Genomic DNA, 22,482 nt, shown 5'->3' on the forward strand with positions numbered 1-22,482 from the left:
CGCCCAGCCCGGCCTCGGCGCCGAGGCCGGACGGCCGGTGGGCGCGCCGGGGGCCGCGCCCCCGCCGGGCGCCACCCGAGCACCGCTCGGCGAACTCGACGACCCCGGCACCGAGGTGCGGCCATGATGCAGACCCAGACCCAGACCCAGACCCAGACCCAGACCCAGGCGCCGGCCCATGCCCGCCCGCGCACTGGCGCAGTTAGCGGCACCCGGCCGGACGGCACCCTGCCCTATCTCTCGGCGACCGGGATGCGCGGCGGCTACGGCAAGGCCGACATCCTGAACGGCTGCGACCTCAGCGTCGACCGCGGCGAGATCGCGGTGATCGTCGGCCCCAACGGCGCCGGCAAGTCCACCGCGATGAAGGCGGTGTTCGGGATGCTCGACCTGCGCGAGGGCACGGTGACGCTCGACGGGCACGACATCGCCGGGCTGACCCCGCAGGACCGGGTGCGCCGCGGCATGGGCTTCGTGCCGCAGACCGCCAATGTCTTCCCGACCATGACGGTCGAGGAAAACCTAGAGATGGGCGCCTATATCCGCGACGACAATTTCCGCGCCACGATGGAGCAGGTGTACCACCTCTTCCCCGCCGTGGCCGACAAGCGCCGCCAGAACGCGGGCGAGCTGTCCGGCGGCCAGCGCCAGCAGGTCGCGGTGGGCCGGGCGCTGATGACCCAGCCGAAGCTTCTGATGCTGGACGAGCCCACCGCGGGCGTCTCGCCCATCGTCATGGACGAGCTCTTCGACCGCATCATCGAGATCGCCCGCACCGGCATCTCGATCCTGATGGTCGAACAGAACGCCCGTCAGGCGCTCGAAATCGCCGACATCGGCTATGTGCTGGTGCAGGGCACCAACCGCTACACCGGCACCGGGGCCGAGCTGATGGCCGACCCCGAGGTGCGCCGCACCTTCCTCGGGGGCTGACCGATGCGCCGGCTCGCCCTGCTGACCCTCGCCCTCGCCCTGCCCGCGGCCGCACTGGCGCAGTCCGCGCCCGTGGCCCCGGCCCCGGCGACGCTGCCGCCCGCGGTGGCGGCGCTGGCCGACCCGCCGTCGATCCACGACCCGGCGGCTGTCAACCCCGCCACCGCGCTGCCCGCCGACGCGATCCTGCCCGGCGCTCCGGGCGTGCGCGGCATCGCCTGCGCGCTCGACCCTGCCCCCGACGGCACCGCCCGCAGCGTTGCGGTCGTCCACCCGTGGTCCGCCGCCCCGATGCTGATCGGCCCCGAGGGCCCGCGCCCCGCGCGGTTCTTCAAGCGCGGCCGCACGCTGATCTTCGACGCCGGTCGCACGGTCCTCTACATCGACCGCGACCACCACCACGCCACGCTGAGCCTCAGCACGCCCCGCGCGGTCCAGAACCTGCGCGGCCTCTGCCGGGTGACGCCATGACCCCCTCTGCCCCCCCTCGGGCTGGACAGAAATATCCCCGCCGGAGGCATCCCGCGGCCCCGCCCGCGATCCGCCCCCCGCAGCGCGCCGCCTCTGCGCCCGCGCGTCACCGCGACGCCCCCTCGAGAGAGAGCTGATGGACCTGCTGAACGCGCTCGTCGCGATCCTGAACTTCGTCGTCATCCCCGCCGCGGCCTACGGCGCGCAGCTCGCGCTCGGCGCGCTGGGAGTCACGCTGATCTACGGCATCCTGCGGTTCTCGAACTTCGCCCACGGCGACACCATGGCCTTCGGCACCGCCATCGTGATCCTGCTGACCTGGTGGCTGCAGTCGCTGGGGGTCAGCTTCGGCCCGCTGCCGACGGCGCTGCTGGCGCTGCCGCTGGGGATCGCGCTCACGGTGGTGCTGGCGCTGCTGACCGACCGCTGGGTCTATCGCCACTACCGCCGCGTCAAGGCCGCGCCGATCGTCGTCGTCATGGCCTCGGTGGGGGTGATGTTCGTGATGAACGGCCTGACCCGCCTGCTGATCGGGGTGGGCGAGATCCAGTTCGCCGACGGCGCCCGCTTCGTCGTCTCGGTGCCGCAGTTCCGCGCGTGGACCGGGCTGGATGAGGGGCTCGCCCTCAGGACCACGCAGGTCATCACCCTGGTCGTCGCGGCCCTCGCGGTCTGGGCGCTCTTCCGCTTCCTCAACCGCACCCGCGCCGGCAAGGCGATGCGCGCCTATGCCGACAACGAGGATCTCGCGCTCCTCTCGGGCATCGACCCCGACCGGGTGGTGCGGCTGACCTGGATCATCGCCATCGCCCTGGCGGTCACCGCGGGCACGCTCTACGGCCTCGACAAGTCTTTCAAGGCCTTCAACTATTTCCAGATCCTGCTGCCGATCTTCGCGGCCGCCATCGTGGGGGGCCTCGGCAACCCGATGGGCGCCATCGCCGGCGGGTTCCTGATCGCCTTTTCCGAGGTCGCCCTGACCTACCCCTGGAAGAAGATCGCCGAATATCTCGGGTTCGAGCCGACCGGCCTGCTGCAGATGCTCGGCACCGAATACAAGCTGGCGATCAGCTTCGTCATCCTGATCGTCGTGCTGCTGGTGCGCCCCACGGGGCTGTTCCGCGGCAAGGCCTACTGACCCGCGGAGCCGCCGATGTCCTCCTCCCGCCAAGCCGACACCTCCGCCAGCCCCCTGCGCGGCCCGCTGCTGTTCGCCGTCCTCGCGGTGCTGTTCGTCCTCGAGGGCACGGTCTCAAACGCGCTCTTCTCGGGGTCGTGGAACAGTTCGCTCGCCATCCTCAACATGGGCCTGATCTCGGCGGTGACCGCGCTCGGGGTCAACATGATCTGGGGCTACGGCGGGCTCTTCAACGCCGGCGTCGTGGGCTTCGTGGCGCTCGGCGGCCTCGCGCCGGTGCTGATCTCGACCCAGCCGGTCGCCGGGGCCTGGGCGGCGGGCGGGCCGCGGCTGATGCTGGCGCTCGCGCTCGGCCTCGCCACGCTGGTCCTCGCCATCGCCGCCGCCGGCCGGCTGCGCCGCGCCGCCCGGATCTGGGTGCCGGCGGCGATCCTGATCGGCGGCTACATCCTCACCCGGCAGGTCTTCGACCCCGCCATCGCCGCGATCGAGGCCAACAACCCCGCCAACGCCGGCAACATCGGCGGCCTCGGGCTGCCGGTCCTGCTGTCCTGGCCGGTCGGCATGGTCTTCGCCGCGCTGGCCGCCTGGGGGGTGGGCAAGGTCGCGCTGGGGCTGCGCTCGGATTATCTCGCCATCGCCACGCTGGGCATCGGCGAGATCATCGTGGCCATCCTCAAGAACGAGGGCTGGCTCGCCCGCGGCGTCCTCAACATCACCGGGATCCCGCGCCCGGTCCCCTACGAGCTGCAACTGCAGTCGAACCCCGACTTCGTCGCCGCCGCCGCCCGCTGGGGCTATGACGCCGCGACCTTCTCGGGGATCTACGTCAAGCTCTGCTACCTCGCGATCTTCGTCGCCGTGGTGCTGACGCTGATCCTGCTGGCCGAGCTGGCGCTGCACTCGCCCTGGGGCCGGATGATGCGCGCCATCCGCGACAACGAGACCGCGGCCCGCGCCATGGGCAAGGACGTGACCCGCCGCCACCTGCAGCTCTTCGTGCTCGGCTCGGCGGTGATCGGCCTCTCGGGGGCGATGATGGTGACGCTCGACGGGCTGATGGCGCCGGGCGGCTACAACCCCCTGCGCTACACCTTCCTCATCTGGGTGATGGTGATCGTCGGCGGCTCGGGCAACAACTGGGGCGCGGTGCTGGGCGCGGTGCTGATCTGGTTCCTGTGGATCAAGGCCGAGGTCTGGGGCCCGGCGCTCATGTCGCTCCTGACCCTGCCGCTCTCGGACGGCCCGCTGCTGCGGCACCTGACCGAGACCGCGCCGCAGATGCGCTTCCTCGCCATGGGACTGCTGCTCTTGGCGGTGCTGCGCTTCGCCCCGCGCGGCCTTCTGCCCGAGCGCTGACAGCGCCCCGGGACAGGCTCACGCCCCGCCTCGGGCTGGACAAAAATATCCCCGCCGGAGGCATCCGGCGGTCCCACCCGCGCCCCGCGCGGGTCAGCGCGCGCCCGTCAGAGGTCGAGCCGCCCGGTCTCCCCCGCCGCAAAGCGGCGCAGCACGGCGGGGTAAAGCCGGTGCTCGGCGGCCAGCACCCGCGCCGCCAGCGTCTCGGGCGTGTCGCCCGCCGCGACCGGCACCCGCGCCTGCCCGAGGATCGGCCCGCCGTCGAGTTCCGGCGTCACCAGATGCACGCTCGCCCCCGCCTCGGCATCCCCGGCCGCCAGCGCCCGGGCATGGGTGTCGAGCCCGGGATAGAGCGGCAGCAGCGAGGGGTGGATGTTCAGCATCCGCCCCGCGAACCGCGAGACGAACCCCGGCGTCAGGATGCGCATGAACCCGGCGAGGCAGATGATGTCCGGCCGCGCCGCCTCGAGGGGCCCCAGAAGCGCCGCCTCGAACGCCGCGCGGTCGCCCCGGAAGGGCCGGTGATCGACGGCGGCCGTGGGGATGCCGCCGGCGGCGGCCTTGGCGAGCCCTCCGGCGGCAGGATCGTTCGACAGCACCAGCACCGGGCGGGCCGGGTGGTCGCCGGTCATGCTGTCGGCCAGAGCGACCATGTTCGACCCGCCGCCCGAGATCAGGATGGCGACCCGGCGCGGACCCTCGGTCACGGCCCCGCTCACCACGCCGCCGTTCACCACAGCGTGCCGGTATAGCCCACGCCGGCGCGGCCGCCGACCTCGCCGATCTCGCGCACCGTCTCGCCCGCGGCGCGCAGGCCGGCGGCGAGCGGCTGCGCCCGGTCGCGCGCCACGACGAGGATCATGCCGATCCCGCAGTTGAAGGTCTTGAGCATCTCGGCCTCGGACACCCCGCCCTCTTCGGCGAGCCAGCGGAACAGGGCCGGCGGCTCCCACGCGTCCAGATCGACGATCGCGCCAAGCCCCTCGGGCAGCACCCGCGGCAGGTTCTCGGTGATCCCGCCGCCGGTGATGTGGGCCGCGGCATGGACCCCGCCCGCGCGCATCGCCTCGAGCACCGGGCGGACGTAAAGCCGCGTCGGCTCGAGCAGCGCAGCCCCCAGCGTGCCGCGGCCAAAGGGCGCCGCGGCGTCCCAGCCGAGCCCGGTGCGCTCGACGATCCGGCGCACCAGCGAATAGCCGTTCGAGTGCACCCCGCTCGAGGCGAGGCCCAGCAGCACGTCGCCCTCGGCCACGCCCTGCGGCAGATGCGCCCCCCGCTCCATCGCGCCGACCGCGAAGCCCGCAAGGTCGAAGTCGCCGCCGTGATACATCCCCGGCATCTCGGCGGTCTCACCGCCGATCAGCGCGCAGCCGGCGGCCTTGCAGCCCGCGGCGATCCCCTCGACCACCGCGGCGGCCTGCGCCACGTCGAGCTTGCCGGTGGCGAAATAGTCGAGGAAGAACAGCGGCTCGGCGCCCTGGCAGACGAGGTCGTTGACGCACATCGCCACCAGGTCGGTGCCGACGCCGGCGACGATCCCGGTGTCGATAGCGATCCTGAGCTTGGTGCCCACCCCGTCGGTCGCGGCGACCAGCACCGGGTCGGCATAGCCCGCGGCCTTGAGGTCGAAGAGCGCCCCGAACCCGCCCAGCCCCGACATGACGCCGGGCCGGTCGGTGGATTTCGCGGCCGGCTTGATCCGGTCCACCAGCGCGTTGCCGGCATCAATGTCCACGCCCGCCTGGGCATAGGTCAAGGCGCTGTTCTCGGTCATCGGGGCCCCCTCGGTGATGCTGCCCCCCGATAGCGCAAGCCCGTGCGGCCCGCAACGCGCCGCGCTTGACCCGGGCGCCGCGGCTGACTAGGCGAAAGGCGTGGGGCTGTAGCTCAATGGTCAGAGCAGGGCGCTCATAACGCCTTGGTTGGGGGTTCAAGTCCCTCCGGCCCTACCACGTTCAGCGCGGCCGCTCGGCGAGGTAATGCCGCACCGCGCCGATCACGTGCCGAAAGCGGTCGCCGCCCAGGTGCTTGCCGCCGTACCAGCGCGTGACGACGATCAGGTGGTCGTCCAGCCCCTCGGTCTCGAGCATCCTCAGGATGATCGCGCCCGCGCCCGCCTCGCCGTCGTCGGCCTTGAGCCCCTCGCCCCCAATCCGCGCCGCCCACGAGTTGTGGGTGGCCTTGGCGAACCGCCGCTGTGCGGTCAGCGCGGCCAGCGCCGCGTCGATCGCCGCGCGGTCGGCGACCGGGCCGCCCGAGACGGCGTAGACCGAGCCGCGGTCGCGGATGATGCGGTCGAAGGTCGTCAGCGTCATGCCGCCCCGTCCGCCGCGCGGGGCAGCGCCACCCGCATCAGCACCGCCTGCGCGGGCAGGCGCAGCGCCTCGGCGGCGGCCACGCGGTCGGGGGTGAAATGCCCGGCGCGGTCGAGCAGGTTGACCGTCCCGATCACCCGCCCGCCGACCGTGACCGGCAGGTTCAGCGCCGCCCCGCAACCGAGCCGCGCGATGGTGGCGTGGTCGAAGAGCAGTTCGGCGACCTCCTCGGGCGTGTTCGCCACCCAGGTCCGGCGGGCGCGGATGACGATCTCGGTCCAGCGGTTCTCGGGCAGCGGCTTCTCGCCGCCGACCGGGTAGGTGTCGGGGTCGCTCGTCCAGACCCGCCGCGCCATCCCCGTCGCGGGGTCGAGCGCCATGACGGTGTAGAGCCGCGCCCCGACCGTCGCCTGCACCAGCGCCTCGAGCGCCGCGAGCGCCGCCTGCGGGTCGGGATCGGCGAGGGCTGCGCTCAGATCATGGCTCATGGGAGGGGCGCTTTCGTATGCATGGCATTCGCATGAACCGTGCATGAACGCTGCACGAACCTTGCACGAACATCAGAACAGCCCGACGACCTGACCGCTGGCATCGAGGCCGATGCGGTCGGCGGCGGGTTCGCGCGGCAGGCCGGGCATGGTCATGATGTCGCCGCAGATCGCCACGACGAAGCCTGCGCCGGCCGACAGCCGGACCTCGCGGATCGGGATGACATGGCCCTCAGGGGCGCCCAAGAGCTTGGGATCGCTCGATAAACTGTACTGCGTCTTGGCCATGCACACCGGCAGATGGCCGAAGGCGGCCTGCCACTCGTCAAGCTGGCGGCGCACCGCGGGCGGCGCCTCGACGTGGTCGGCGCGGTAGATGCGGGTGCAGATCGTCTCGACCTTCTCCCACAGCGGCAGGGTGTCGGGGTACAAGAGGTTGAAATCGCTCGGCGTTTCGGCGGCCGCGACGACCGCGCGGGCCAGATCCTCGGCCCCTGCCCCGCCCTCGGCCCAGTGGCGGCAGACGACCGCCGTCACCCCGACCGCCGCCGCCGCGTCGATGATCGCCTGCGCTTCAGCCTTGAAATCGCTCGAGAAATGGTTGATCGCCACGACCACCGGCGGACCGTAGAGGCGCAGGTTCTCGATATGCCGCAAGAGGTTCGGCAACCCGCGCCGGACCGCCGCGACATCCTCGGTCCCGAGGTCGGCCCGCGCCACCCCACCGTTCATCTTGAGCGCCCGAACGGTTGCCACCAGCACCACCGCCGCCGGCCGCAGCCCGGCCGCGCGGCACTTGATATCAAAGAACTTCTGCGCCCCGAGGTCGGCCCCGAAGCCCGCTTCGGTCACGACGTAATCCGACAGCCGCAGCGCCGTCCGCGTGGCGATGACCGAGTTGCAGCCATGCGCGATGTTGGCGAACGGCCCGCCGTGGACGAGCGCCGGGTTGTTCTCGAGCGTCTGGACGAGGTTCGGCTGCAGCGCATCCCTGAGCAGCACCGTCATCGCCCCGTCCGCCTTGAGGTCGCGCGCCGTCACCGGCCGCCCGTCGCGGGTCCGGGCCACGATGATCCGCGCCAGACGCTCCTGCAAGTCATTGAGATCGTTCGCAAGGCACAGGATCGCCATGACCTCGGAGGCGACGGTGATGTCGAAGCCGCTTTCCCGCGGGGTGCCATTCGCGGGGCCACCCAGCCCCAGCACCATCGCCCTAAGCGCCCGGTCGTTCATGTCCATCACCCGCCGCCACGCCACCCGCCCCGGGTCGATGTCGAGCGCGTTGCCCCAGTGGATGTGGTTGTCGATCAGCGCGGCCAGCAGGTTGTGGGCGCTGGTGATGGCGTGGAAATCGCCGGTGAAGTGAAGGTTCATGTCCTCCATCGGGATCACCTGCGCCCGCCCGCCGCCGGCGGCGCCCCCCTTCATCCCGAAGTTCGGGCCGAGGCTCGCCTCGCGGATGCAGACCGTCGCGGCCTTGCCGATCCGGTTCAGCGCATCGCCCAGCCCCACCGTGGTGGTGGTCTTGCCCTCGCCCGCGGGCGTCGGGTTGATCGCGGTGACAAGCACCAGCCGCCCCTCGGGCGCGCCGTCGAGACCGGCGATGAAATCCCGCGAAATCTTCGCCTTGTCGTGGCCGTAGGGCAGGATGTCGCCGGCCCCGATGTCGAGCCGTGCGGCGATCTCGGCGATGTTGCGCGGGGTCGCGGCGCGCGCGATCTCGATGTCGGTCAGCATGATGTCCCCCCGTGGTCGGCCCCGGTCTGGACGCCGGGTGGCGGCACTCTAGCCGCGGCGGCGCGGTGCCGCCAAGCCCGACACGGCATCGCCGCCCGAGGCTGGCCCCGGACGGCGATCTGTCCCTGTCCCGCGGTTACTCCGCGCGTCTTGGCTCAACTCGACAGGTTCCCCGCCCCGTCCCGGGTCGGAGGTCGTGGCCGGCCGTGGCCGGTCATTTCTGCGGGCTGCGGCGCCCGTCCGGTTCCCTGGCGACACCCTTGAAGGGGCCGTCGGAGGACTTGCGGTCCATGAACTCGCCGGTCCTGGTGTCGCGCTTGACCCAGTCGCCCGAGGGGTGCTGCGTCTGGGTGCGGTCGGTGACCGATCCCTTGCGATAGCCGTCTCCGGTGTTGGTCGCCATCTCGCCCTCCGTTCAGCTGCAGCCCGAGGTGCCGCCGCAGGTGTTGCACTTCATGCAGGTGCCGTTGCGCACCAGCGTGTAGTTGCCGCACTCGCCGCAGGGATCGCCCTCGTAGCCCTGCATCTTGGCCTTGGTGCGCGCGTCCATCGCCACGGCGACGGTGGTGCTTTCGAAGACCGCGGCCTCCTCGGCCATGCCCGAGGCGACGGCGACGGTCGAGACGCCGCCCTGCAGCACCATCAGCTCCTGCGGCATCCGCTTGCGCAGGTAGCCCGTCGAGCTGATCTGCTTGAGCAGCTCGACCGACTTCGAGGCGCCGGTCTCGGCCGGGACCAGCTCGGGCTGGCCCTCGCGGTGGCCGTTGCCCAGGTCGTCGAAGCTGGTGCCGTTCGGCTTGACGTGGGCAAGGTCGGTCCGGTCGAGGTAGCTGACCGCCAGCTCGCGGAAGATGTAGTCGAGGATCGACGTCGCGTTCTTGATCGAGTCGTTGCCCTGCACCATCCCCGCCGGCTCGAACCGGGTGAAGGTAAAGGCGTCCACGAACTCCTCCAGCGGCACGCCGTACTGCAGCCCCACCGACACGGCGATCGCGAAGTTGTTCATCATGGCGCGGAAGCCCGCACCTTCCTTGTGCATGTCGATGAAGATCTCGCCCAGCTTGCCGTCGTCGTATTCGCCGGTGCGCAGATAGACCTTGTGGCCGCCGATGATCGCCTTCTGCGTATAGCCCTTGCGGCGCGCGGGCAGCTTTTCGCGGTTCGAGCGGATGGCCTCCTTGACGATGATCCGCTCGACGATCTTCTCGGCGATGACGGTGGCCTTTTCCTGCGCCGAGCCGGATTCGAGCACCTCGGCGGCCTCGTCGTCATCCTCGACCAGCGCGCTCGCCAGCGGCTGCGAGAGCTTCGAGCCGTCGCGGTAGAGCGCGTTGGCCTTGATCCCCAGCGACCACGACAGCTCATAGGCCGCGAGCGCATCGGCGATGGTGGCCGAGTTCGGCATGTTGATGGTCTTCGAGATCGCGCCCGAGATGAACGACTGCGCGGCGGCCATCATGCGGATGTGGCTGTCCACCGAGAGATAGCGGGTGCCCTTCTTGCCGCAGGCATTGGCGCAGTCGAAGACGGCGTAATGCTCGGGCTTGAGGAACGGCGCGCCTTCCAGCGTCATCGTGCCGCAGACGTGGTCGTTGGCCGCGTCGATCTGGGCGCGGGTGAAGCCGAGGTGGCGCAGCAGGTCGAAGCCCGGGTCCGACAGCTTCTCGGCCGGGATGCCGAGGGTGCCCTTGCAGAAATCCTCGCCCAGCGTCCACTGGTTGAAGACGAAGCGGATGTCGAAGGCCGAGGCGAGCGCCGCGTCCACCTTTTCCAGCTCGCGCGGGCCGAAGCCGTGGCCCACCAACGCGCTGTGGTTGATGCCGGGGCAGTTGCCGAGCGAGGCGTGGCCGACGGCATAGGCCACGATCTCCTCGATCTGAGCCGAGCCGTAGCCGAGGGTTTCCAGCGCCGCCGGCACCGACTGGTTGATGATCTTGAAGTAGCCGCCGCCCGCCAGCTTCTTGAACTTCACCAGCGCGAAGTCGGGCTCGATCCCGGTGGTGTCGCAGTCCATGACCAGGCCGATGGTGCCGGTCGGCGCGATCACCGTCGTCTGGGCGTTGCGGAACCCGTGTTCCTCGCCGAGCGCGAGCGCCTTGTCCCAGGCCCGCTGCGCCATGACGGCGAGCTCCGGGTCCGGGCAGTTCTCCACGTCGAGCGCGACGGGGGCGACGTTCACCGCCTCGTAGGCCTCGGTGCCGTGCGCCGCGGCGCGGTGGTTGCGGATCACGCGCAGCATGTGGTCGGCGTTCTTTGCATAGCCCGGGAAGGGCCCGAGCTCGCCCGCCATCTCGGCCGAGGTAGCGTAGCTGACGCCGGTCATCAGCGCGGTCAGCGCCCCGCAGAGCGCCCGGCCCTCGTCGCTGTCATAGCCGAGCCCGAGGTTCATCAGCAGTCCGCCGATGTTGGCATAGCCGAGCCCGAGGGTGCGGAAGTCGTAGCTGCGCTGCGCGATTTCCCTGGACGGGAACTGCGCCATCAGCACGCTGATTTCCAGCGTGACGGTCCACAGCCGGGTGGCATGGACGTAGCCCTGCGCGTCGAACTGGCCGCCGTCGAGGAAGGTCAGCAGGTTCATCGAGGCGAGGTTGCAGGCCGTGTCGTCGAGGAACATGTACTCCGAGCACGGGTTCGAGCCGCGGATCGGCCCGTCCTCGGGGCAGGTGTGCCAGGCGTTCACGGTGTCGTGGAACTGGATGCCGGGGTCGGCGCAGGCCCAGGCGGCGTGGCCGATCTGGTCCCACAGCTCGCGCGCCTTGACGGTCTTGGCGGTCTTGCCGTCGGTGCGGCGGATCAGCGCCCAGTCGGCATCCTCGCGCACCGCCTTGAGGAAGGCGTCGGTGACGCGGACGGAGTTGTTCGAGTTCTGCCCCGAGACCGAGGCGTAGGCTTCCGAGTCCCAATCGGTATCGTAGGTCGGGAATTCTATCGAATCAAAGCCCTGCCGTGCATATTGCAGAACCCGGTTGATGTAGGTCTCGGGGATCATCGCCTTCTTGGCCGACCGGATCGCGGCCTTCAGCGCCGGGTTTTCGGCCGGGTCGGTGGCGCCCTCGATGGCGCCGTCCCAGCCGCGGATCGCCGCGAAGATCTCGTTCAGCTTCGCCTCGTGCTGCTTCGAGCCGGCGACGAGGCTGGCGACCTTCTGCTCCTCGATGACCTTCCAGTTGATGAACTGCTCGATGTCGGGGTGGTCCATGTCGCAGATGACCATCTTGGCCGCCCGCCGCGTGGTGCCGCCCGACTTGATCGCGCCCGCCGCGCGGTCGCCGATCTTGAGGAAGCCCATCAGCCCCGAGGACTTGCCGCCGCCCGAGAGCTTCTCGCCCTCGCCGCGCAGCGACGAGAAGTTGGTGCCGGTGCCCGAGCCGTACTTGAACAGCCGCGCCTCGCGGACCCACAGGTCCATGATCCCGCCCTCGTTCACCAGGTCGTCCGAGACCGACTGGATGAAGCAGGCGTGCGGCTGCGGGTGCTCATAGGCGCTGTCGGACTTGACCAGCGCGCCGGTGCGGTAGTCGACGTAGAAATGCCCCTGGCTCGGGCCGTCGATGCCGTAGGCCCAGTGCAGGCCGGTGTTGAACCACTGCGGCGAGTTCGGCGCCCCCATCTGCCGGGCGAGCATGTGGCGCATCTCGTCGTAATAGGCGCGGGCGTCGGCCTCGGTGGTGAAATAGCCGCCCTTCCAGCCCCAGTAGGCCCAGGCGCCGGCCAGCCGGTCGAACACCTGCCGGGCCGAGGTCTCGCCCACGTTCCGCTCGCCCTCGGGCAGCGCCGCCAGCGCCGCCTCGTCCGCGACCGAGCGCCACAGGAACTCGGGCACCCCCTTTTCCTTGACCCGCTTGAGGCGCGCGGGCACGCCCGCCTTGCGGAAGTATTTCTGCGCGATGACGTCGCTGGCGACCTGGCTCCAGCCCTCGGGGACTTCGACGGCGTCGTTGCGGAACACCACGGTGCCGTCCGGGTTGCGGATTTCCGAGGTGGTGGTGACGAAGTCGATGCCGCCGTAGGCGCCCGTTTCGGTGGTGGTGTAACGCCGGTCGATCTTCATCCTTCGCCCCTCTGGTCCGCGGTCTCGGGCCGCGCTGGTTGGTCTGGTCCGGGCCGCTTGCACGCCCCCCGCACGGCTGGCGGAAGGCGGGCGGCGAGGGTGCCGCCGCGGCGTTGTCGGTTGTCGTGTCATCCCTCGGCCGGCAACTAGATGTGGTGGTCTCGTCCGCCGGTTCACACAAAGTGAAGCGTCGGAGGCCTGTCTTCAAGCGGTTTATTTGCGCTTTCGACGGACATCGGTGGTTGACACGCAGGGGTTGCGGCGTCCCGATCGGGCCGCGACTCGAAGGTTAACGGCGGCTGGGGATCACCGTGGCGCGGCCGAAAAAATCAGCCCCGCGCGCGGCTTGGGGGCGGTCGTTCAGCAGTTATCAAGGGTTGTCCACAGGGCCATCCACAGCGTGACCGCTGCGGGGGGATCAGGCCGGGGTGGCGAGGATGCCACGGTCGGTGACGATCGCGTCGAGCCGCTCGTCCGTCGCCGTCGCGGGAATCGCCGGAAGCTGCTGCCCCGCCCAGCCGAGCCCGATCGCCGTGACCGGCCCGGCGGCGCGCAGCCGGGCGAGTGTGCGGTCATAGAACCCGCCGCCGTAGCCCAGCCGGTGCAGCGCCGCGTCGAACCCCACCAGCGGGACGATCAGCACCTCGGGCGTGACCTCGGGCGCCGAATCGGGCGGGTGCGAGGTGCCGAAGCTGCCCGGCACCAGCGCCTCGCCGCGCCAGAGGCGAAAGACCAGCGGCTGCCCCCGGCCCGGCACGACGGGCAGGCACAGCAGGCCGTCGTGGGCCTCCATCGCCGGGCGCGGATCGGCCTCGCCGCGCATCGGCCAGTAGCCGGCCAGCACCCGGCCCGCATGGGGCGCGAGCGCCCGCCTCAGGTTCGCCGCCAGCGCCGCCGCCTCGCCGCCCGCAAGCCGCCCGGTCAGCGCCTGCGTCCGCAGCGCCGTCTTCTGCGCCACGACATCCGCGTCCACGTCACCCCCCACGGCGCACCCTCACAACAGGATCACGGTGGCGAGGCCAAGGAAGGCCAGGAAGCCCATCACGTCGGTCAGCGTGGTGACGAACGTCCCCGAGGCCAGCGCCGGGTCGAGACCCAGCCGCTCGAGCGTCAGCGGCACCAGCACCCCCCCGAGCGCGGCCACGATCTGGTTCACGATCATCGCCATCGCCAGCACCATCCCCAGCTTCGGATCGCCGAAAATCAGTGTCCCGGCGAGGCCGAGGATCAGCGCCAGCCCCATGCCGTTCAACATCCCGGCGAAAAGCTCGCGCCGCACGACGCGGCGGGCGTTGCTCGAGGTCAGGTCGCGGGTGGCAAGCGCCCGCACCGCGACCGCGAGCGACTGGGTCCCGGCAATGCCCCCCGTCGAGGCGACGATCGGCATCAGCGCGGCCAGCATCACCAGCGACGAGATCGTGTCCTCGAAGCGCGAGATCACGATGGCCGAGAGCGACGCGGTGAAGAGGTTCACCACCAGCCACGGCAACCGCTGGCGGGCGGTGGCAAAGGCGCCGTCCGAGACGTGGCTTTCCTCGTTGACGCCCGAGAGGCGCAGCATGTCCTCTTCGTGCTCTTCGTCGAGCACGCCCATCGCGTCGTCGATGGTGATGACGCCCACCAGCCGGTCGTCGGCATCCACGACGGGGGCCGATATGAGGTGGTACTGATTGAAGGCATAGGCCACATCGCCTTCGTCCTGCAGCACGCCGATGGTGCGGAAACTGTCCTCGGCGATGTCGGCCAGCCGCGTCGTGCGCTGCGCCGACAGCAGCCGGCCGAGTGTCACGTAGCCGACCGGGTGACGGCGCGGATCGACCAGGATGACGTGGTAGAACTGGTCCGGCAGCCAGTCCTCGCGGCGCAGGAAGTCGATGGTCTCGCCCACCGTCCAGTGCTGCGGCGCGGTCACCACCTCGGACTGCATCAGGCGCCCGGCGGAGTATTCGGGATAGGTCAGCGACTGTTCGACGGCGACCCGGTCCTCGGCGTCGAGCGCGGCGAGGATCTGTTCGCGCTCGGGCGGGTCGAGGTCCTCGAGCAGGTCCACCACGTCGTCGGTGTCCATCTCGCGGACGGCTTCCGCCACGACCTCGCGCGGGAGCTGCTCGATCACCTCCTCGCGCAGCGATTCGTCGATCTCGGTCAGGATCTCGGCGTCGATCTCGCCCGAGTAGAGGCGGATGAACTCGCGCCGCCGGTGCGGCGGCAACTGCTCGATGAGGTCGGCGATGTCGGCGCCGTGGACGGGTTCCAGCAGCGCGTTCAGCCCGGCGGCGTCGCCCGCGTCGATGGCCTCGACGACCTCGGCCACCAGCGCGCGGGCGGGGACGAAGTCGTCGTCCTCGGGGTCGTTGTCGCGCGGGCGCGGGTCGGTCATGCGGGCGGCCTTCGGCAGAGGGTGGGTTGCGGCGCGACCATAGGCCGGGCGTGGTGCGCGGGCAACGCGCGAGGCGTGGCGCAGGAGTTGAGGACGCGTGGGGTCAGGGAGGGGGCGCGGGCGGGTCCGCCGCGCCCGCCCACCTCAACCCGCCAGCAGCTCCAGCGCAGCGGCGTGCAGTTCGGGCGTGGCGGCAGCGATCACCCGGCCGCCGTGATGGGCCGGTCCGCCCTGCCAGTCGGTGACGATCCCGCCCGCCGCCTCGACCACCGCGACGGGCGCCACGATGTCATAGGGCTGCAGCCCCGCCTCGATCACCAGATCGACGCAGCCGAGCGCCAGCAGCCCGTAGGCATAGCAGTCGAGCCCGTAGCGCGTCAGCCGCACCGCCCCCGCCACCCGGCGGAAGGCGGCGCCATCCTCGGGCGTGCCGACCTCGGGGAAGGTCGTCATCAGCGTCGCCTGCGCCAGCGCCACGCCGCGCCGCACCCCGAGCGACGCGAGCCCGTGCGGCGAGGCGATGGCAGCGGTCCCGAGCCCGCCCTCGAACCGCTCACCCGTCCAGGGCTGGTCGATGATGCCGTAGATCGGCCCCTGCGCATCGGTCACCCCGATGAGCACCCCCCAGCTCGGCGCGCCGCACAGGTAGGCGCGGGTGCCGTCGATCGGATCCAGCACCCAAGTCAGGCCGCTGGATCCGGGCGTGGGCCCGTATTCCTCGCCCACGATGGCGTCGTCGGGCCGGCGCGCGGCGAGGATCGCGCGCATGGCGCGCTCGCAGGCGCGGTCGGCCTCGGTCACCGGGTCGAACCCCGTGGCCAGCTTGTTGTCAGGGGCGAGCGCCGGGCTGCGGAAGGGGCGCAGGGTCTCGACGCGCGCCGCGTCGGCCAACGCCCATGCGGTCTCGCGCAGGGACCGGGCAGTTTGCTCGTTCCGCGCGAGATCAAACCGCGCGGGACTGATCTTTTGGCTCATCGGCGTGGCCTTCTGACTGGGGCCGGGTTTCCCCTGAGCCTTAGCCGACGACAACAGGGGACGCCACCCGCCGCACCCCAAGGTGGTGCTGGCGAACGCCCGCTGCTGTCCGAAGTTGCCCGAAGAACGGGCGACCGTCAGGCCGAGAGCGGGGTCGGGTTGGCGCTCACCGACAGCACGCGAGCCAGTTCGAAGATCTGGCGACGCTGAGCCTCGGGGATGCTGTAGTACGCGCGGATCAACTGCAGCGCCTCCTTGTCGGAGATCAGGTCCAATTCGGCGGGCGCCGGACCGGACAGCCCCTCAAAGAAGAACGCCACCGGGACGTCCATCGAGCGGGCAATGTCCCAGAGCCGCGAGGCCGAGACGCGGTTCATGCCCGTCTCGTACTTCTGGATCTGCTGGAACTTGATGCCGACGGAATCGGCGAGCTGCTGTTGGGTCATGCCAATCGTCCAGCGGCGATGCCGGATCCTTTGGCCGACGTGCACATCGACAACGTGTTTCATCAGGAACCTCGTGCAAGTGAGACGGGAAATAACGCTGCGAAACGGCCGGTGCGAGCATATTCGCATGACAACCGGCATGCTCTGCCTAAAAAGACAGGTCCAACCGGGGGTGGTATGGCGACCCCCAATTGAGAGGGCCGCAATGGCACCAGAAGCGAGGGCGAGATGGACCGGATGATCCGAATCAACGCAACCGGGGCGGATCCTGAACTGGCTTTCAGCCCCACCCACGGGAGCCCCGCGCCGGGCCCGGGCGAGGTCGCCGTGCGGCTGCATGCAGCGGCGCTGAACTTTGCCGACCTGCTGATGGCCGAGGGGCGCTATCAGGACACCCCGCCGGTGCCCTTCACCGCCGGGCTCGAGGGCGCGGGCGTGGTCGAGGCGGCGGGTCCGGGCGTCACCCTTGCCCCCGGCACGCGAGTGGCGGTCAGCGCGCACGGCACGCTCGCCGACCGCGGCGTGTTCGCGGCCGACCGCTGCACCCCGATCCCCGACGCCATGCCGATGGAGGACGCGGCCGGCTTTCAGGTCGCCTACGGCACCAGCCACCTCGCCCTGACCGGGCCGGGCCGGCTGGCGGCGGGCGAGACGGTCGCGGTGCTGGGCGCCGGCGGCGGGGTCGGGCTGACGGCGGTCGAGATCGCCGCCGTCTCGGGCGCCCGCGTGATCGCCATCGCGCGCGGCGCCGACAAGTTGGAGGCAGCCGCACGCGCCGGCGCGACCGATCTGATCGACAGCGCCGAGGTCGAGGACCTGACCGCCGCGCTCAAGGCCTTGGGCGGGGTGGACATCGTCTATGACGCCGTGGGCGACGCGCCGGGGCTGGCGGCGTTCCGGGCGCTGCGTCCCGGCGGGCGGCACCTGCTGATCGGCTTTGCCGGCGGGCGGCCGCCGGCGCTGCCGCTGAACCACGCGCTGGTCAAGAACATCTCGATCATCGGCTTCTATTGGGGCGGCTACCGCACCACCGATCCCGCCGCCCTGCGCGCCAGCCTCGACGCGGCCTTCGCGCTTTATGCCGCGGGTCGCCTGCGCCCGACCACCGGCACCGTCCTGCCGCTCGAGGAGGCCGCCGCCGGCTACGCGTTGCTGCGCGGGCGCGGCGCGGTGGGCAAGGTCGTGCTCTCCATCGCACCCGAGCCGGGGCGGGCGTGACGCCCCGCGCGGAACGCCGGAGCGGGCCGTTTTTCGCCGCCTGGCGGTTGAAAACTCGCGGTGCGGCCACGATATTTCCGTGACAGTCCGCCTTGGCGCGGGCTGCAGAGCTTACTCGATCAAGGAACGACGATGGCAGACTACAACACGATCCGCCGCCCGGCCACGACGGCCCCCCGTGCTGCGGTCTATGACGAGGGCCTGCGGGCCTATATGAACAAGGTCTACAGCCTGATGACGGCCGGCATGGCGGTCAGCGCCGCGGTCGCCTGGGGCTTTGCCGAGATGGCCGGCGGCCCGGGCGCCTGGACCGAGTTCGGGCGGGTGATCTACCAGTCGCCGGTGCGCTGGGTGATCATGTTCCTGCCGCTCCTGATGGTGTTCGCGTTCGGCGCGGCGCTGAACCGGCTGTCCACGCAGGGCGCCACGCTGATGTTCTATGCCTTCGCCGCGGCGATGGGCGCCTCGCTCAGCTCGATCTTCCTGCGCTACACCGATGCGTCGATCGTGACGACCTTCCTCGCCACCGCGGGCGGGTTCGCGGCGCTGTCGCTCTATGGTTACACGACCAAGCGTGACCTGACGGCGATGGGGCGGTTCCTGATCATCGGTCTCGTCGGCCTCATCATCGCGATGATCGTCAACATCTTCGTCGGCTCGGGCGCGGTCGCGTTTGCGATCTCGACCATCGGCGTGCTGATCTTCGCGGGTCTGACCGCCTATGACACCCAGCGGATCAAGAACACCTACCTCGAGCTCGCCGCGTCCAACAGCGACTTCATCGGCAAGTCGGCGATCATGGGTGCGCTGACGCTGTACCTGGACTTCCTGAACCTCTTCACCTTCCTGCTGAGCTTCATGGGCCAGCAGGAGTGATCCTCAGGCACTGAGTTGACGGGGGCCGGCGGAAACGCCGGCCCTTTCCTCATGCCGGGATCTGAAATCTGCATGGCGGGCCCGGAAGGGCTCGAACCCTCAACCTGCCGATTAGAAGTCGGCTGCTCTATCCAGTTGAGCTACGGGCCCGCGCTGCCGGTTTCTCTGCGCCAAATGCCGCGCGCGTGCAAGGGACAGGCCGGGGCGACCTGCGGCCTCGGCCCCCCGGTCAGATCGCCCGCGTCATGAAGACGCTCATCGGATCGGGGCGATAGTCGCCGAAGGGCGGGCATTCCGCGAACCCGGCGCGCGCGTAGAGCGCGCGGGCGGGCGCAAAGCTTGGCTGCGCGCCGGTCTCGAGCGACAGGCGCGCGAGCCCCATTTCCCGCCCGGCCTCGACCAGATGCGTGACCATCAGCGCGGCGAGGCCGCGGCCGCGGGCCTCGTCGAGGACGTGCATCGACTTGATCTCGCCATGCTCCTCGCCGATCCGCTTGATCGCGCCCATCGCCAGCGGCTGCCCGGCGTCGCGCATCACGAACAGCGCCACGCCCTCGGCCGCCAGCCCCGCGCGGTCCATCATGTGGATCGACTCGGGCGGCGTGTCGGCGTGGCAGAAGGCGTGGTGGCGCTCGAACAGCAGCCCGAGGTCAGGGGTCAGCGGATCCTCGCGCCCGACGGTCAGGCGGTCGTCGGCCGCGCCGGAGGTCAGTGGGTCCACGGTGCCCGCCGGTCGGTGGCGAAGTTCTCGCCGTAGCCGCGCGGGCGGACGTTCGGGGCGCGCTTGTTCGGCTCGACCACCACATAGTCCAGGTCGTTGGCCTTGGCGTAGGCCTCGGCCTCGGCGCGGGTGGCGAAGCGCAGGCGGACCTGCGACTGGGTGTCGCCGCTCGAGGTCCAGCCCATCAGCGGGTCGATCGCCCGGGGGGCATCCTGCGGAAACTCCAGCACCCAGCCGCGGGTGCGGGCGGTGCCCGACTGCATCGCGTTGCGGGCAGGCTGGAAGATGCGGACGCGCATGGGAAACGACCCTTCGGGCTACAGGCTTGCGTCCGTCTTGTGCCGCAGCCGCGCGCCGGGATCAAGCGGGCGGATCGGGGCGTGCGGTCAGGCGGCGGGAACGCGGGCGGCGTCCTCGCGTTGAGCCCTGCCACCCGTCATCGAGAGGATACGCCCATGACCCGCCCCCATGCCGCGACCCGCGCCGAGACCCTCCCCGCCCCGCGGATGCTTGGCGCGCTGATGCTCGGCGCCGCGCTCGCCCTCGTCCCGCTCTTTGCCCACGCCCAGGCGCCCGCGGCCCCGGCCGCGACGACCGAGGCGGCCGCCGCGACCCAGCAGGCTGCCGCCACGCTCAAGGGCGCGGACGGGGCCGAGATGGGCAGCGTCACGCTCTCCGACACGCCGTCGGGGTCGCTGCACGTCATCCTGCACCTCGCCAAGCTGCCGGATGGCCCGCACGCGATCCACATCCACGAGACCGGCAAGTGCGAAGGCCCGGACTTCAAGTCGGCCGGCGGGCACCTTGCCGGGGGCAAGCAGCACGGCGCGCTGCACCCCGAGGGGATGCACGCGGGCGACCTGCCCAACATCGACTCGGCCGGCGGCGGCCCGATCAATCAGGAGTTCTTCCTCGAGGGCGTGAAGCTCGCCGACGTGATGGACGCCGACGGCGGCAGCTTCATCGTGCACGCGGACGCCGACGACTACGTCTCGCAGCCGGCCGGCAATGCCGGCGACCGCATCGCCTGCGGCGTGTTCGAGGCGACGGCCGCCACCAACTGACCGAGGCGCCCGCGCGCCTGAGGGCCGTCCCGTCATGGGGCGGCCCTTCGGCTTGCAAACACCCGTCGCCACCCCCACCCTTCTGGGCGTCCCCCCGCAAGGTCCCGTCATGGCTCACAACAACACCAACGCCCCGATGCCGCTGCTTCTGACCCCGTCGAAGCCGCGCGAGAAGCTCGAGGGCGGGCGCCGCTTCGTCATGCACAGCGAGTTCCAGCCCGCGGGCGACCAGCCGACCGCCATCGTCGAGCTGACCGCGGGGGTGCGCGCCGGCGAGCGCGACCAGGTGCTGCTGGGCGCGACCGGCACCGGCAAGACCTTCACCATGGCCAAGGTGATCGAGGAAACCCAGCGCCCGGCGATCATCCTCGCCCCGAACAAGACGCTGGCCGCGCAGCTTTATGGCGAGTTCAAGGGCTTCTTCCCCGAGAACGCGGTCGAGTACTTCGTCAGCTACTACGACTACTACCAGCCCGAGGCCTACGTCCCACGGTCGGACACCTACATCGAGAAGGAAAGCCAGATCAACGAGGCCATCGACCGGATGCGCCACTCGGCCACCCGCGCGCTGCTGGAACGAGACGACGTCATCATCGTGGCCTCGGTGAGCTGCATCTACGGCATCGGCTCGGTCGAGACCTACTCGGCCATGACCCAGGACATGGTCGTGGGCCAGAGCTACGACCAGCGCCAGTTCATCGGCGAGCTGGTGGCCCAGCAGTACAAGCGGCTCGGCACCGCCTTCCAGCGCGGCGCGTTCAGGGTGCGCGGCGATCTGGTCGAAGTCTGGCCCGCCCACCTCGAGGACCGTGCCTGGCGGTTTTCCTTCTTCGGCAACGAGCTTGAGAGCATCACCGAGTTCGACCCGCTGACCGGCGCGAAAGAGGCTGAGTACAAGCAGATCCGCATCTACGCCAACAGCCACTACGTCACCCCGCGCCCGACATTGCAGCAGGCGATCAAGGGGATACGCATCGAACTTGAGAACCGGCTGAAACAGCTGACCGACGAGGGCAAGCTCTTGGAGGCGCAGCGGCTGGAACAGCGCACCAACTTCGACCTCGAGATGCTCGAGGCGACGGGCGTCTGCAACGGGATCGAGAACTACTCGCGCTACCTGACCGGCCGCGCGCCGGGCGAGCCGCCGCCGACGCTGTTCGAGTTCATCCCCGACAACGCCATCGTCTTCGCCGACGAATCCCACGTCAGCGTGCCACAGATCGGCGGGATGTACCGCGGCGACTTCCGGCGCAAGTTCACGCTGGCCGAGCACGGCTTCCGCCTGCCGTCCTGCATGGACAACCGCCCGCTCAAGTTCGAGGAATGGGACGCGATGCGCCCCCAGTCGGTCTTCGTCTCGGCCACCCCCGCGGATTGGGAGCTGGACCAGACCGGCGGCGTCTTCACCGAGCAGGTGATCCGCCCGACCGGGCTTCTGGACCCGGTGATCGAGATCCGGCCGGTCGAGACGCAGGTGGACGACCTGCTGGACGAGGTCCGCAAGGTCAGCGCCCAGGGCTACCGCACGCTGGTCACCACGCTGACCAAGCGCATGGCCGAGGATCTGACCGAATACCTGCACGAACAGGGAATCCGGGTGCGCTACATGCACTCGGACATCGACACGATCGAGCGGATCGAGATCCTGCGCGACCTGCGGCTGGGCGCCTATGACGTGCTGGTGGGGATCAACCTGCTGCGCGAGGGGCTCGACATCCCCGAGTGCGGGCTGGTGGCGATCCTCGATGCCGACAAGGAGGGGTTCCTGCGCTCGGAAACCTCGCTGATCCAGACGATCGGGCGGGCGGCGCGGAACGTCGACGGGCGGGTGATCCTCTATGCCGACCACATCACCGGCAGCATGGAACGCGCCATGGCCGAGACCGAGCGGCGGCGCGCCAAGCAGATGGCCTATAACGAGGAACACGGCATCACCCCGCAGACCGTCCGCAAGAACGTCGAGGATGTGCTGGCCGGTCTCTGGCAGGGCGACACCGATCAGGCGCGGATCACGACCAAGGTCGACAAGCCGCTGGTCGGCGGCAACCTCGCGGCCCATCTCGACGCGCTGCGGGTGCAGATGCGCAAGGCCGCCGAGAACCTCGAGTTCGAGGAGGCCGCGCGGCTGAGGGACGAGGTCAAGCGGCTGGAAGCGGTCGAGCTGACCATCGCCGACGACCCGCTCGCCCGCCAGCAGGCGGTCGAGGAGGCCGCCGAGGCGGCGGTCGCGGCGTCGGGACGCTCGACCGCCGGCCGGGCGGGCCAGCGCGGCGGCAACAAGCGCAGCAAGCGGCGGGGCTGAGGCCCCGC

At 70.6% G+C, this 22,482-nt stretch carries 21 protein-coding genes and 2 tRNA genes; 9 read left to right on the top strand and 14 right to left on the bottom strand.

The features are described 5' to 3' along the window. Positions 1 to 252 precede the first annotated feature (252 nt). The 4 genes from ACFHYO_RS13785 to ACFHYO_RS13800 all read left to right on the top strand — a co-directional run bounded on the left by ACFHYO_RS13785 (position 253) and on the right by ACFHYO_RS13800 (position 3,901). Positions 253 to 933 (top strand): ABC transporter ATP-binding protein, encoded by a 681-nt coding sequence (locus ACFHYO_RS13785; RefSeq protein WP_216593447.1) that lies wholly within the window; start codon positions 253 to 255, stop codon positions 931 to 933. 3 nt (positions 934 to 936) lie between these two features. Continuing rightward, positions 937 to 1,404, top strand: a complete 468-nt coding sequence (locus ACFHYO_RS13790) for a hypothetical protein (protein ID WP_168782173.1) — start codon at positions 937 to 939, stop codon at positions 1,402 to 1,404. Positions 1,405 to 1,540: 136 nt separating this feature from the next. Then, a complete protein-coding gene (locus tag ACFHYO_RS13795) occupies positions 1,541 to 2,542 on the top strand; it encodes a branched-chain amino acid ABC transporter permease (protein ID WP_394321130.1) in 1,002 nt (333 codons plus the stop codon). Positions 2,543 to 2,557: 15 nt separating this feature from the next. Next, entirely contained in the window at positions 2,558 to 3,901 is a 1,344-nt protein-coding gene (locus ACFHYO_RS13800) for a branched-chain amino acid ABC transporter permease (RefSeq protein ID WP_394321132.1), read from the top strand. A 107-nt stretch (positions 3,902 to 4,008) separates the two neighbouring features. On the opposite strand, the gene purN is transcribed toward ACFHYO_RS13800, so the two are convergent. Beyond that, positions 4,009 to 4,620, bottom strand: coding sequence for a phosphoribosylglycinamide formyltransferase (purN, locus tag ACFHYO_RS13805; protein ID WP_394321134.1), 612 nt, complete (start codon positions 4,618 to 4,620; stop codon positions 4,009 to 4,011). Positions 4,621 to 4,631: 11 nt separating this feature from the next. Then, positions 4,632 to 5,675, bottom strand: a complete 1,044-nt coding sequence (gene purM / locus ACFHYO_RS13810) for a phosphoribosylformylglycinamidine cyclo-ligase (RefSeq protein WP_036707881.1) — start codon at positions 5,673 to 5,675, stop codon at positions 4,632 to 4,634. A 102-nt stretch (positions 5,676 to 5,777) separates the two neighbouring features. On the opposite strand from purM, the gene ACFHYO_RS13815 reads away from it, so the two are divergent. After that, a tRNA-Ile gene (locus ACFHYO_RS13815) sits at positions 5,778 to 5,853 on the top strand. Between the two features lie 3 nt (positions 5,854 to 5,856). Here ACFHYO_RS13815 and ACFHYO_RS13820 read toward each other — a convergent pair. From ACFHYO_RS13820 to ACFHYO_RS13860, 9 genes are all read right to left on the bottom strand, one after another. Then, a complete protein-coding gene (locus tag ACFHYO_RS13820) occupies positions 5,857 to 6,216 on the bottom strand; it encodes a YigZ family protein (RefSeq protein WP_036707883.1) in 360 nt (119 codons plus the stop codon). After that, entirely contained in the window at positions 6,213 to 6,704 is a 492-nt protein-coding gene (locus tag ACFHYO_RS13825; protein ID WP_036707884.1) for a GAF domain-containing protein, read from the bottom strand. The genes ACFHYO_RS13820 and ACFHYO_RS13825 overlap by 4 nt, the downstream gene beginning before the upstream one ends. Positions 6,705 to 6,776: 72 nt before the next feature. Next, the gene (locus ACFHYO_RS13830; RefSeq protein WP_394321136.1) at positions 6,777 to 8,441 is read right to left on the bottom strand and encodes a formate--tetrahydrofolate ligase; all 1,665 of its coding nucleotides are present in this window, start codon (positions 8,439 to 8,441) and stop codon (positions 6,777 to 6,779) included. 214 nt (positions 8,442 to 8,655) lie between these two features. Next, positions 8,656 to 8,844, bottom strand: a complete 189-nt coding sequence (locus tag ACFHYO_RS13835; RefSeq protein WP_168782180.1) for a hypothetical protein — start codon at positions 8,842 to 8,844, stop codon at positions 8,656 to 8,658. Between the two features lie 12 nt (positions 8,845 to 8,856). After that, positions 8,857 to 12,492 carry a vitamin B12-dependent ribonucleotide reductase gene (locus ACFHYO_RS13840; protein WP_394321137.1) on the bottom strand — a complete coding sequence of 1,212 codons (3,636 nt, stop codon included), beginning with the start codon at positions 12,490 to 12,492 and terminating at the stop codon, positions 8,857 to 8,859. Positions 12,493 to 12,910: 418 nt separating this feature from the next. Further along, on the bottom strand, positions 12,911 to 13,477 hold the full coding sequence (locus ACFHYO_RS13845) for a 5-formyltetrahydrofolate cyclo-ligase (RefSeq protein ID WP_394321139.1): 567 nt from the start codon (positions 13,475 to 13,477) through the stop codon (positions 12,911 to 12,913). A gap of 9 nt (positions 13,478 to 13,486) precedes the next feature. Further along, positions 13,487 to 14,872: a magnesium transporter gene (mgtE, locus tag ACFHYO_RS13850; protein WP_036701362.1), complete on the bottom strand. Its 1,386-nt coding sequence runs from the start codon at positions 14,870 to 14,872 to the stop codon at positions 13,487 to 13,489. Between the two features lie 144 nt (positions 14,873 to 15,016). Then, complete coding sequence (locus tag ACFHYO_RS13855; RefSeq protein WP_394321141.1) at positions 15,017 to 15,847, bottom strand: inositol monophosphatase family protein; 831 nt, start codon at positions 15,845 to 15,847, stop codon at positions 15,017 to 15,019. Between the two features lie 137 nt (positions 15,848 to 15,984). After that, entirely contained in the window at positions 15,985 to 16,356 is a 372-nt protein-coding gene (locus tag ACFHYO_RS13860) for a helix-turn-helix domain-containing protein (RefSeq protein WP_036712630.1), read from the bottom strand. Positions 16,357 to 16,521: 165 nt separating this feature from the next. Between ACFHYO_RS13860 and ACFHYO_RS13865 the strand changes: the two genes are divergently transcribed. Together ACFHYO_RS13865 and ACFHYO_RS13870 are read left to right on the top strand one after the other, a co-directional pair. Next, complete coding sequence (locus ACFHYO_RS13865; RefSeq protein ID WP_394321143.1) at positions 16,522 to 17,511, top strand: NADPH:quinone oxidoreductase family protein; 990 nt, start codon at positions 16,522 to 16,524, stop codon at positions 17,509 to 17,511. Positions 17,512 to 17,643: 132 nt separating this feature from the next. Next, positions 17,644 to 18,387, top strand: a complete 744-nt coding sequence (locus ACFHYO_RS13870) for a Bax inhibitor-1/YccA family protein (protein ID WP_036712627.1) — start codon at positions 17,644 to 17,646, stop codon at positions 18,385 to 18,387. 73 nt (positions 18,388 to 18,460) lie between these two features. Here the strand turns inward: ACFHYO_RS13870 and ACFHYO_RS13875 are convergent. The 3 genes from ACFHYO_RS13875 to ACFHYO_RS13885 form a co-directional block, all read right to left on the bottom strand. After that, positions 18,461 to 18,537 (bottom strand) — tRNA-Arg (locus ACFHYO_RS13875). A 79-nt stretch (positions 18,538 to 18,616) separates the two neighbouring features. Continuing rightward, the gene (locus ACFHYO_RS13880) at positions 18,617 to 19,108 is read right to left on the bottom strand and encodes a GNAT family N-acetyltransferase (protein WP_394321145.1); all 492 of its coding nucleotides are present in this window, start codon (positions 19,106 to 19,108) and stop codon (positions 18,617 to 18,619) included. After that, positions 19,096 to 19,407, bottom strand: a complete 312-nt coding sequence (locus ACFHYO_RS13885; RefSeq protein ID WP_036705758.1) for an ETC complex I subunit — start codon at positions 19,405 to 19,407, stop codon at positions 19,096 to 19,098. The genes ACFHYO_RS13880 and ACFHYO_RS13885 overlap by 13 nt, the downstream gene beginning before the upstream one ends. Before the next feature lie 156 nt (positions 19,408 to 19,563). Here ACFHYO_RS13885 and ACFHYO_RS13890 point away from each other — a divergent pair, with 156 nt between their 5' ends. Together ACFHYO_RS13890 and uvrB are read left to right on the top strand one after the other, a co-directional pair. Further along, positions 19,564 to 20,172, top strand: a complete 609-nt coding sequence (locus ACFHYO_RS13890; protein WP_394321147.1) for a superoxide dismutase family protein — start codon at positions 19,564 to 19,566, stop codon at positions 20,170 to 20,172. Between the two features lie 109 nt (positions 20,173 to 20,281). Beyond that, entirely contained in the window at positions 20,282 to 22,474 is a 2,193-nt protein-coding gene (gene uvrB / locus ACFHYO_RS13895; protein WP_394321149.1) for an excinuclease ABC subunit UvrB, read from the top strand. The last annotated feature ends 8 nt before the right edge of the window (positions 22,475 to 22,482 follow it).

The organism is Paracoccus panacisoli, assembly GCF_042435015.1.
In the GTDB taxonomy this organism is placed as follows: domain Bacteria; phylum Pseudomonadota; class Alphaproteobacteria; order Rhodobacterales; family Rhodobacteraceae; genus Paracoccus; species Paracoccus panacisoli.

Bases quoted from the DNA above. Each gene is read 5' to 3' on its own strand.
- ACFHYO_RS13890 (WP_394321147.1), top strand. From the start codon at position 19,564: ATGACCCGCCCCCATGCCGCGACCCGCGCCGAGACCCTCCCCGCCCCG.
- ACFHYO_RS13820 (WP_036707883.1), bottom strand. From the start codon at position 6,216: ATGACGCTGACGACCTTCGACCGCATCATCCGCGACCGCGGCTCGGTC.
- ACFHYO_RS13800 (WP_394321132.1), top strand. From the start codon at position 2,558: ATGTCCTCCTCCCGCCAAGCCGACACCTCCGCCAGCCCCCTGCGCGGC.
- ACFHYO_RS13860 (WP_036712630.1), bottom strand. From the start codon at position 16,356: ATGAAACACGTTGTCGATGTGCACGTCGGCCAAAGGATCCGGCATCGC.
- ACFHYO_RS13870 (WP_036712627.1), top strand. From the start codon at position 17,644: ATGGCAGACTACAACACGATCCGCCGCCCGGCCACGACGGCCCCCCGT.
- ACFHYO_RS13785 (WP_216593447.1), top strand. From the start codon at position 253: ATGCGCGGCGGCTACGGCAAGGCCGACATCCTGAACGGCTGCGACCTC.
- ACFHYO_RS13790 (WP_168782173.1), top strand. From the start codon at position 937: ATGCGCCGGCTCGCCCTGCTGACCCTCGCCCTCGCCCTGCCCGCGGCC.
- ACFHYO_RS13830 (WP_394321136.1), bottom strand. From the start codon at position 8,441: ATGCTGACCGACATCGAGATCGCGCGCGCCGCGACCCCGCGCAACATC.
- ACFHYO_RS13795 (WP_394321130.1), top strand. From the start codon at position 1,541: ATGGACCTGCTGAACGCGCTCGTCGCGATCCTGAACTTCGTCGTCATC.
- purM (WP_036707881.1), bottom strand. From the start codon at position 5,675: ATGACCGAGAACAGCGCCTTGACCTATGCCCAGGCGGGCGTGGACATT.
- ACFHYO_RS13840 (WP_394321137.1), bottom strand. From the start codon at position 12,492: ATGAAGATCGACCGGCGTTACACCACCACCGAAACGGGCGCCTACGGC.
- ACFHYO_RS13885 (WP_036705758.1), bottom strand. From the start codon at position 19,407: ATGCGCGTCCGCATCTTCCAGCCTGCCCGCAACGCGATGCAGTCGGGC.
- ACFHYO_RS13825 (WP_036707884.1), bottom strand. From the start codon at position 6,704: ATGAGCCATGATCTGAGCGCAGCCCTCGCCGATCCCGACCCGCAGGCG.
- uvrB (WP_394321149.1), top strand. From the start codon at position 20,282: ATGGCTCACAACAACACCAACGCCCCGATGCCGCTGCTTCTGACCCCG.
- ACFHYO_RS13835 (WP_168782180.1), bottom strand. From the start codon at position 8,844: ATGGCGACCAACACCGGAGACGGCTATCGCAAGGGATCGGTCACCGAC.
- ACFHYO_RS13855 (WP_394321141.1), bottom strand. From the start codon at position 15,847: ATGAGCCAAAAGATCAGTCCCGCGCGGTTTGATCTCGCGCGGAACGAG.
- ACFHYO_RS13865 (WP_394321143.1), top strand. From the start codon at position 16,522: ATGGACCGGATGATCCGAATCAACGCAACCGGGGCGGATCCTGAACTG.
- mgtE (WP_036701362.1), bottom strand. From the start codon at position 14,872: ATGACCGACCCGCGCCCGCGCGACAACGACCCCGAGGACGACGACTTC.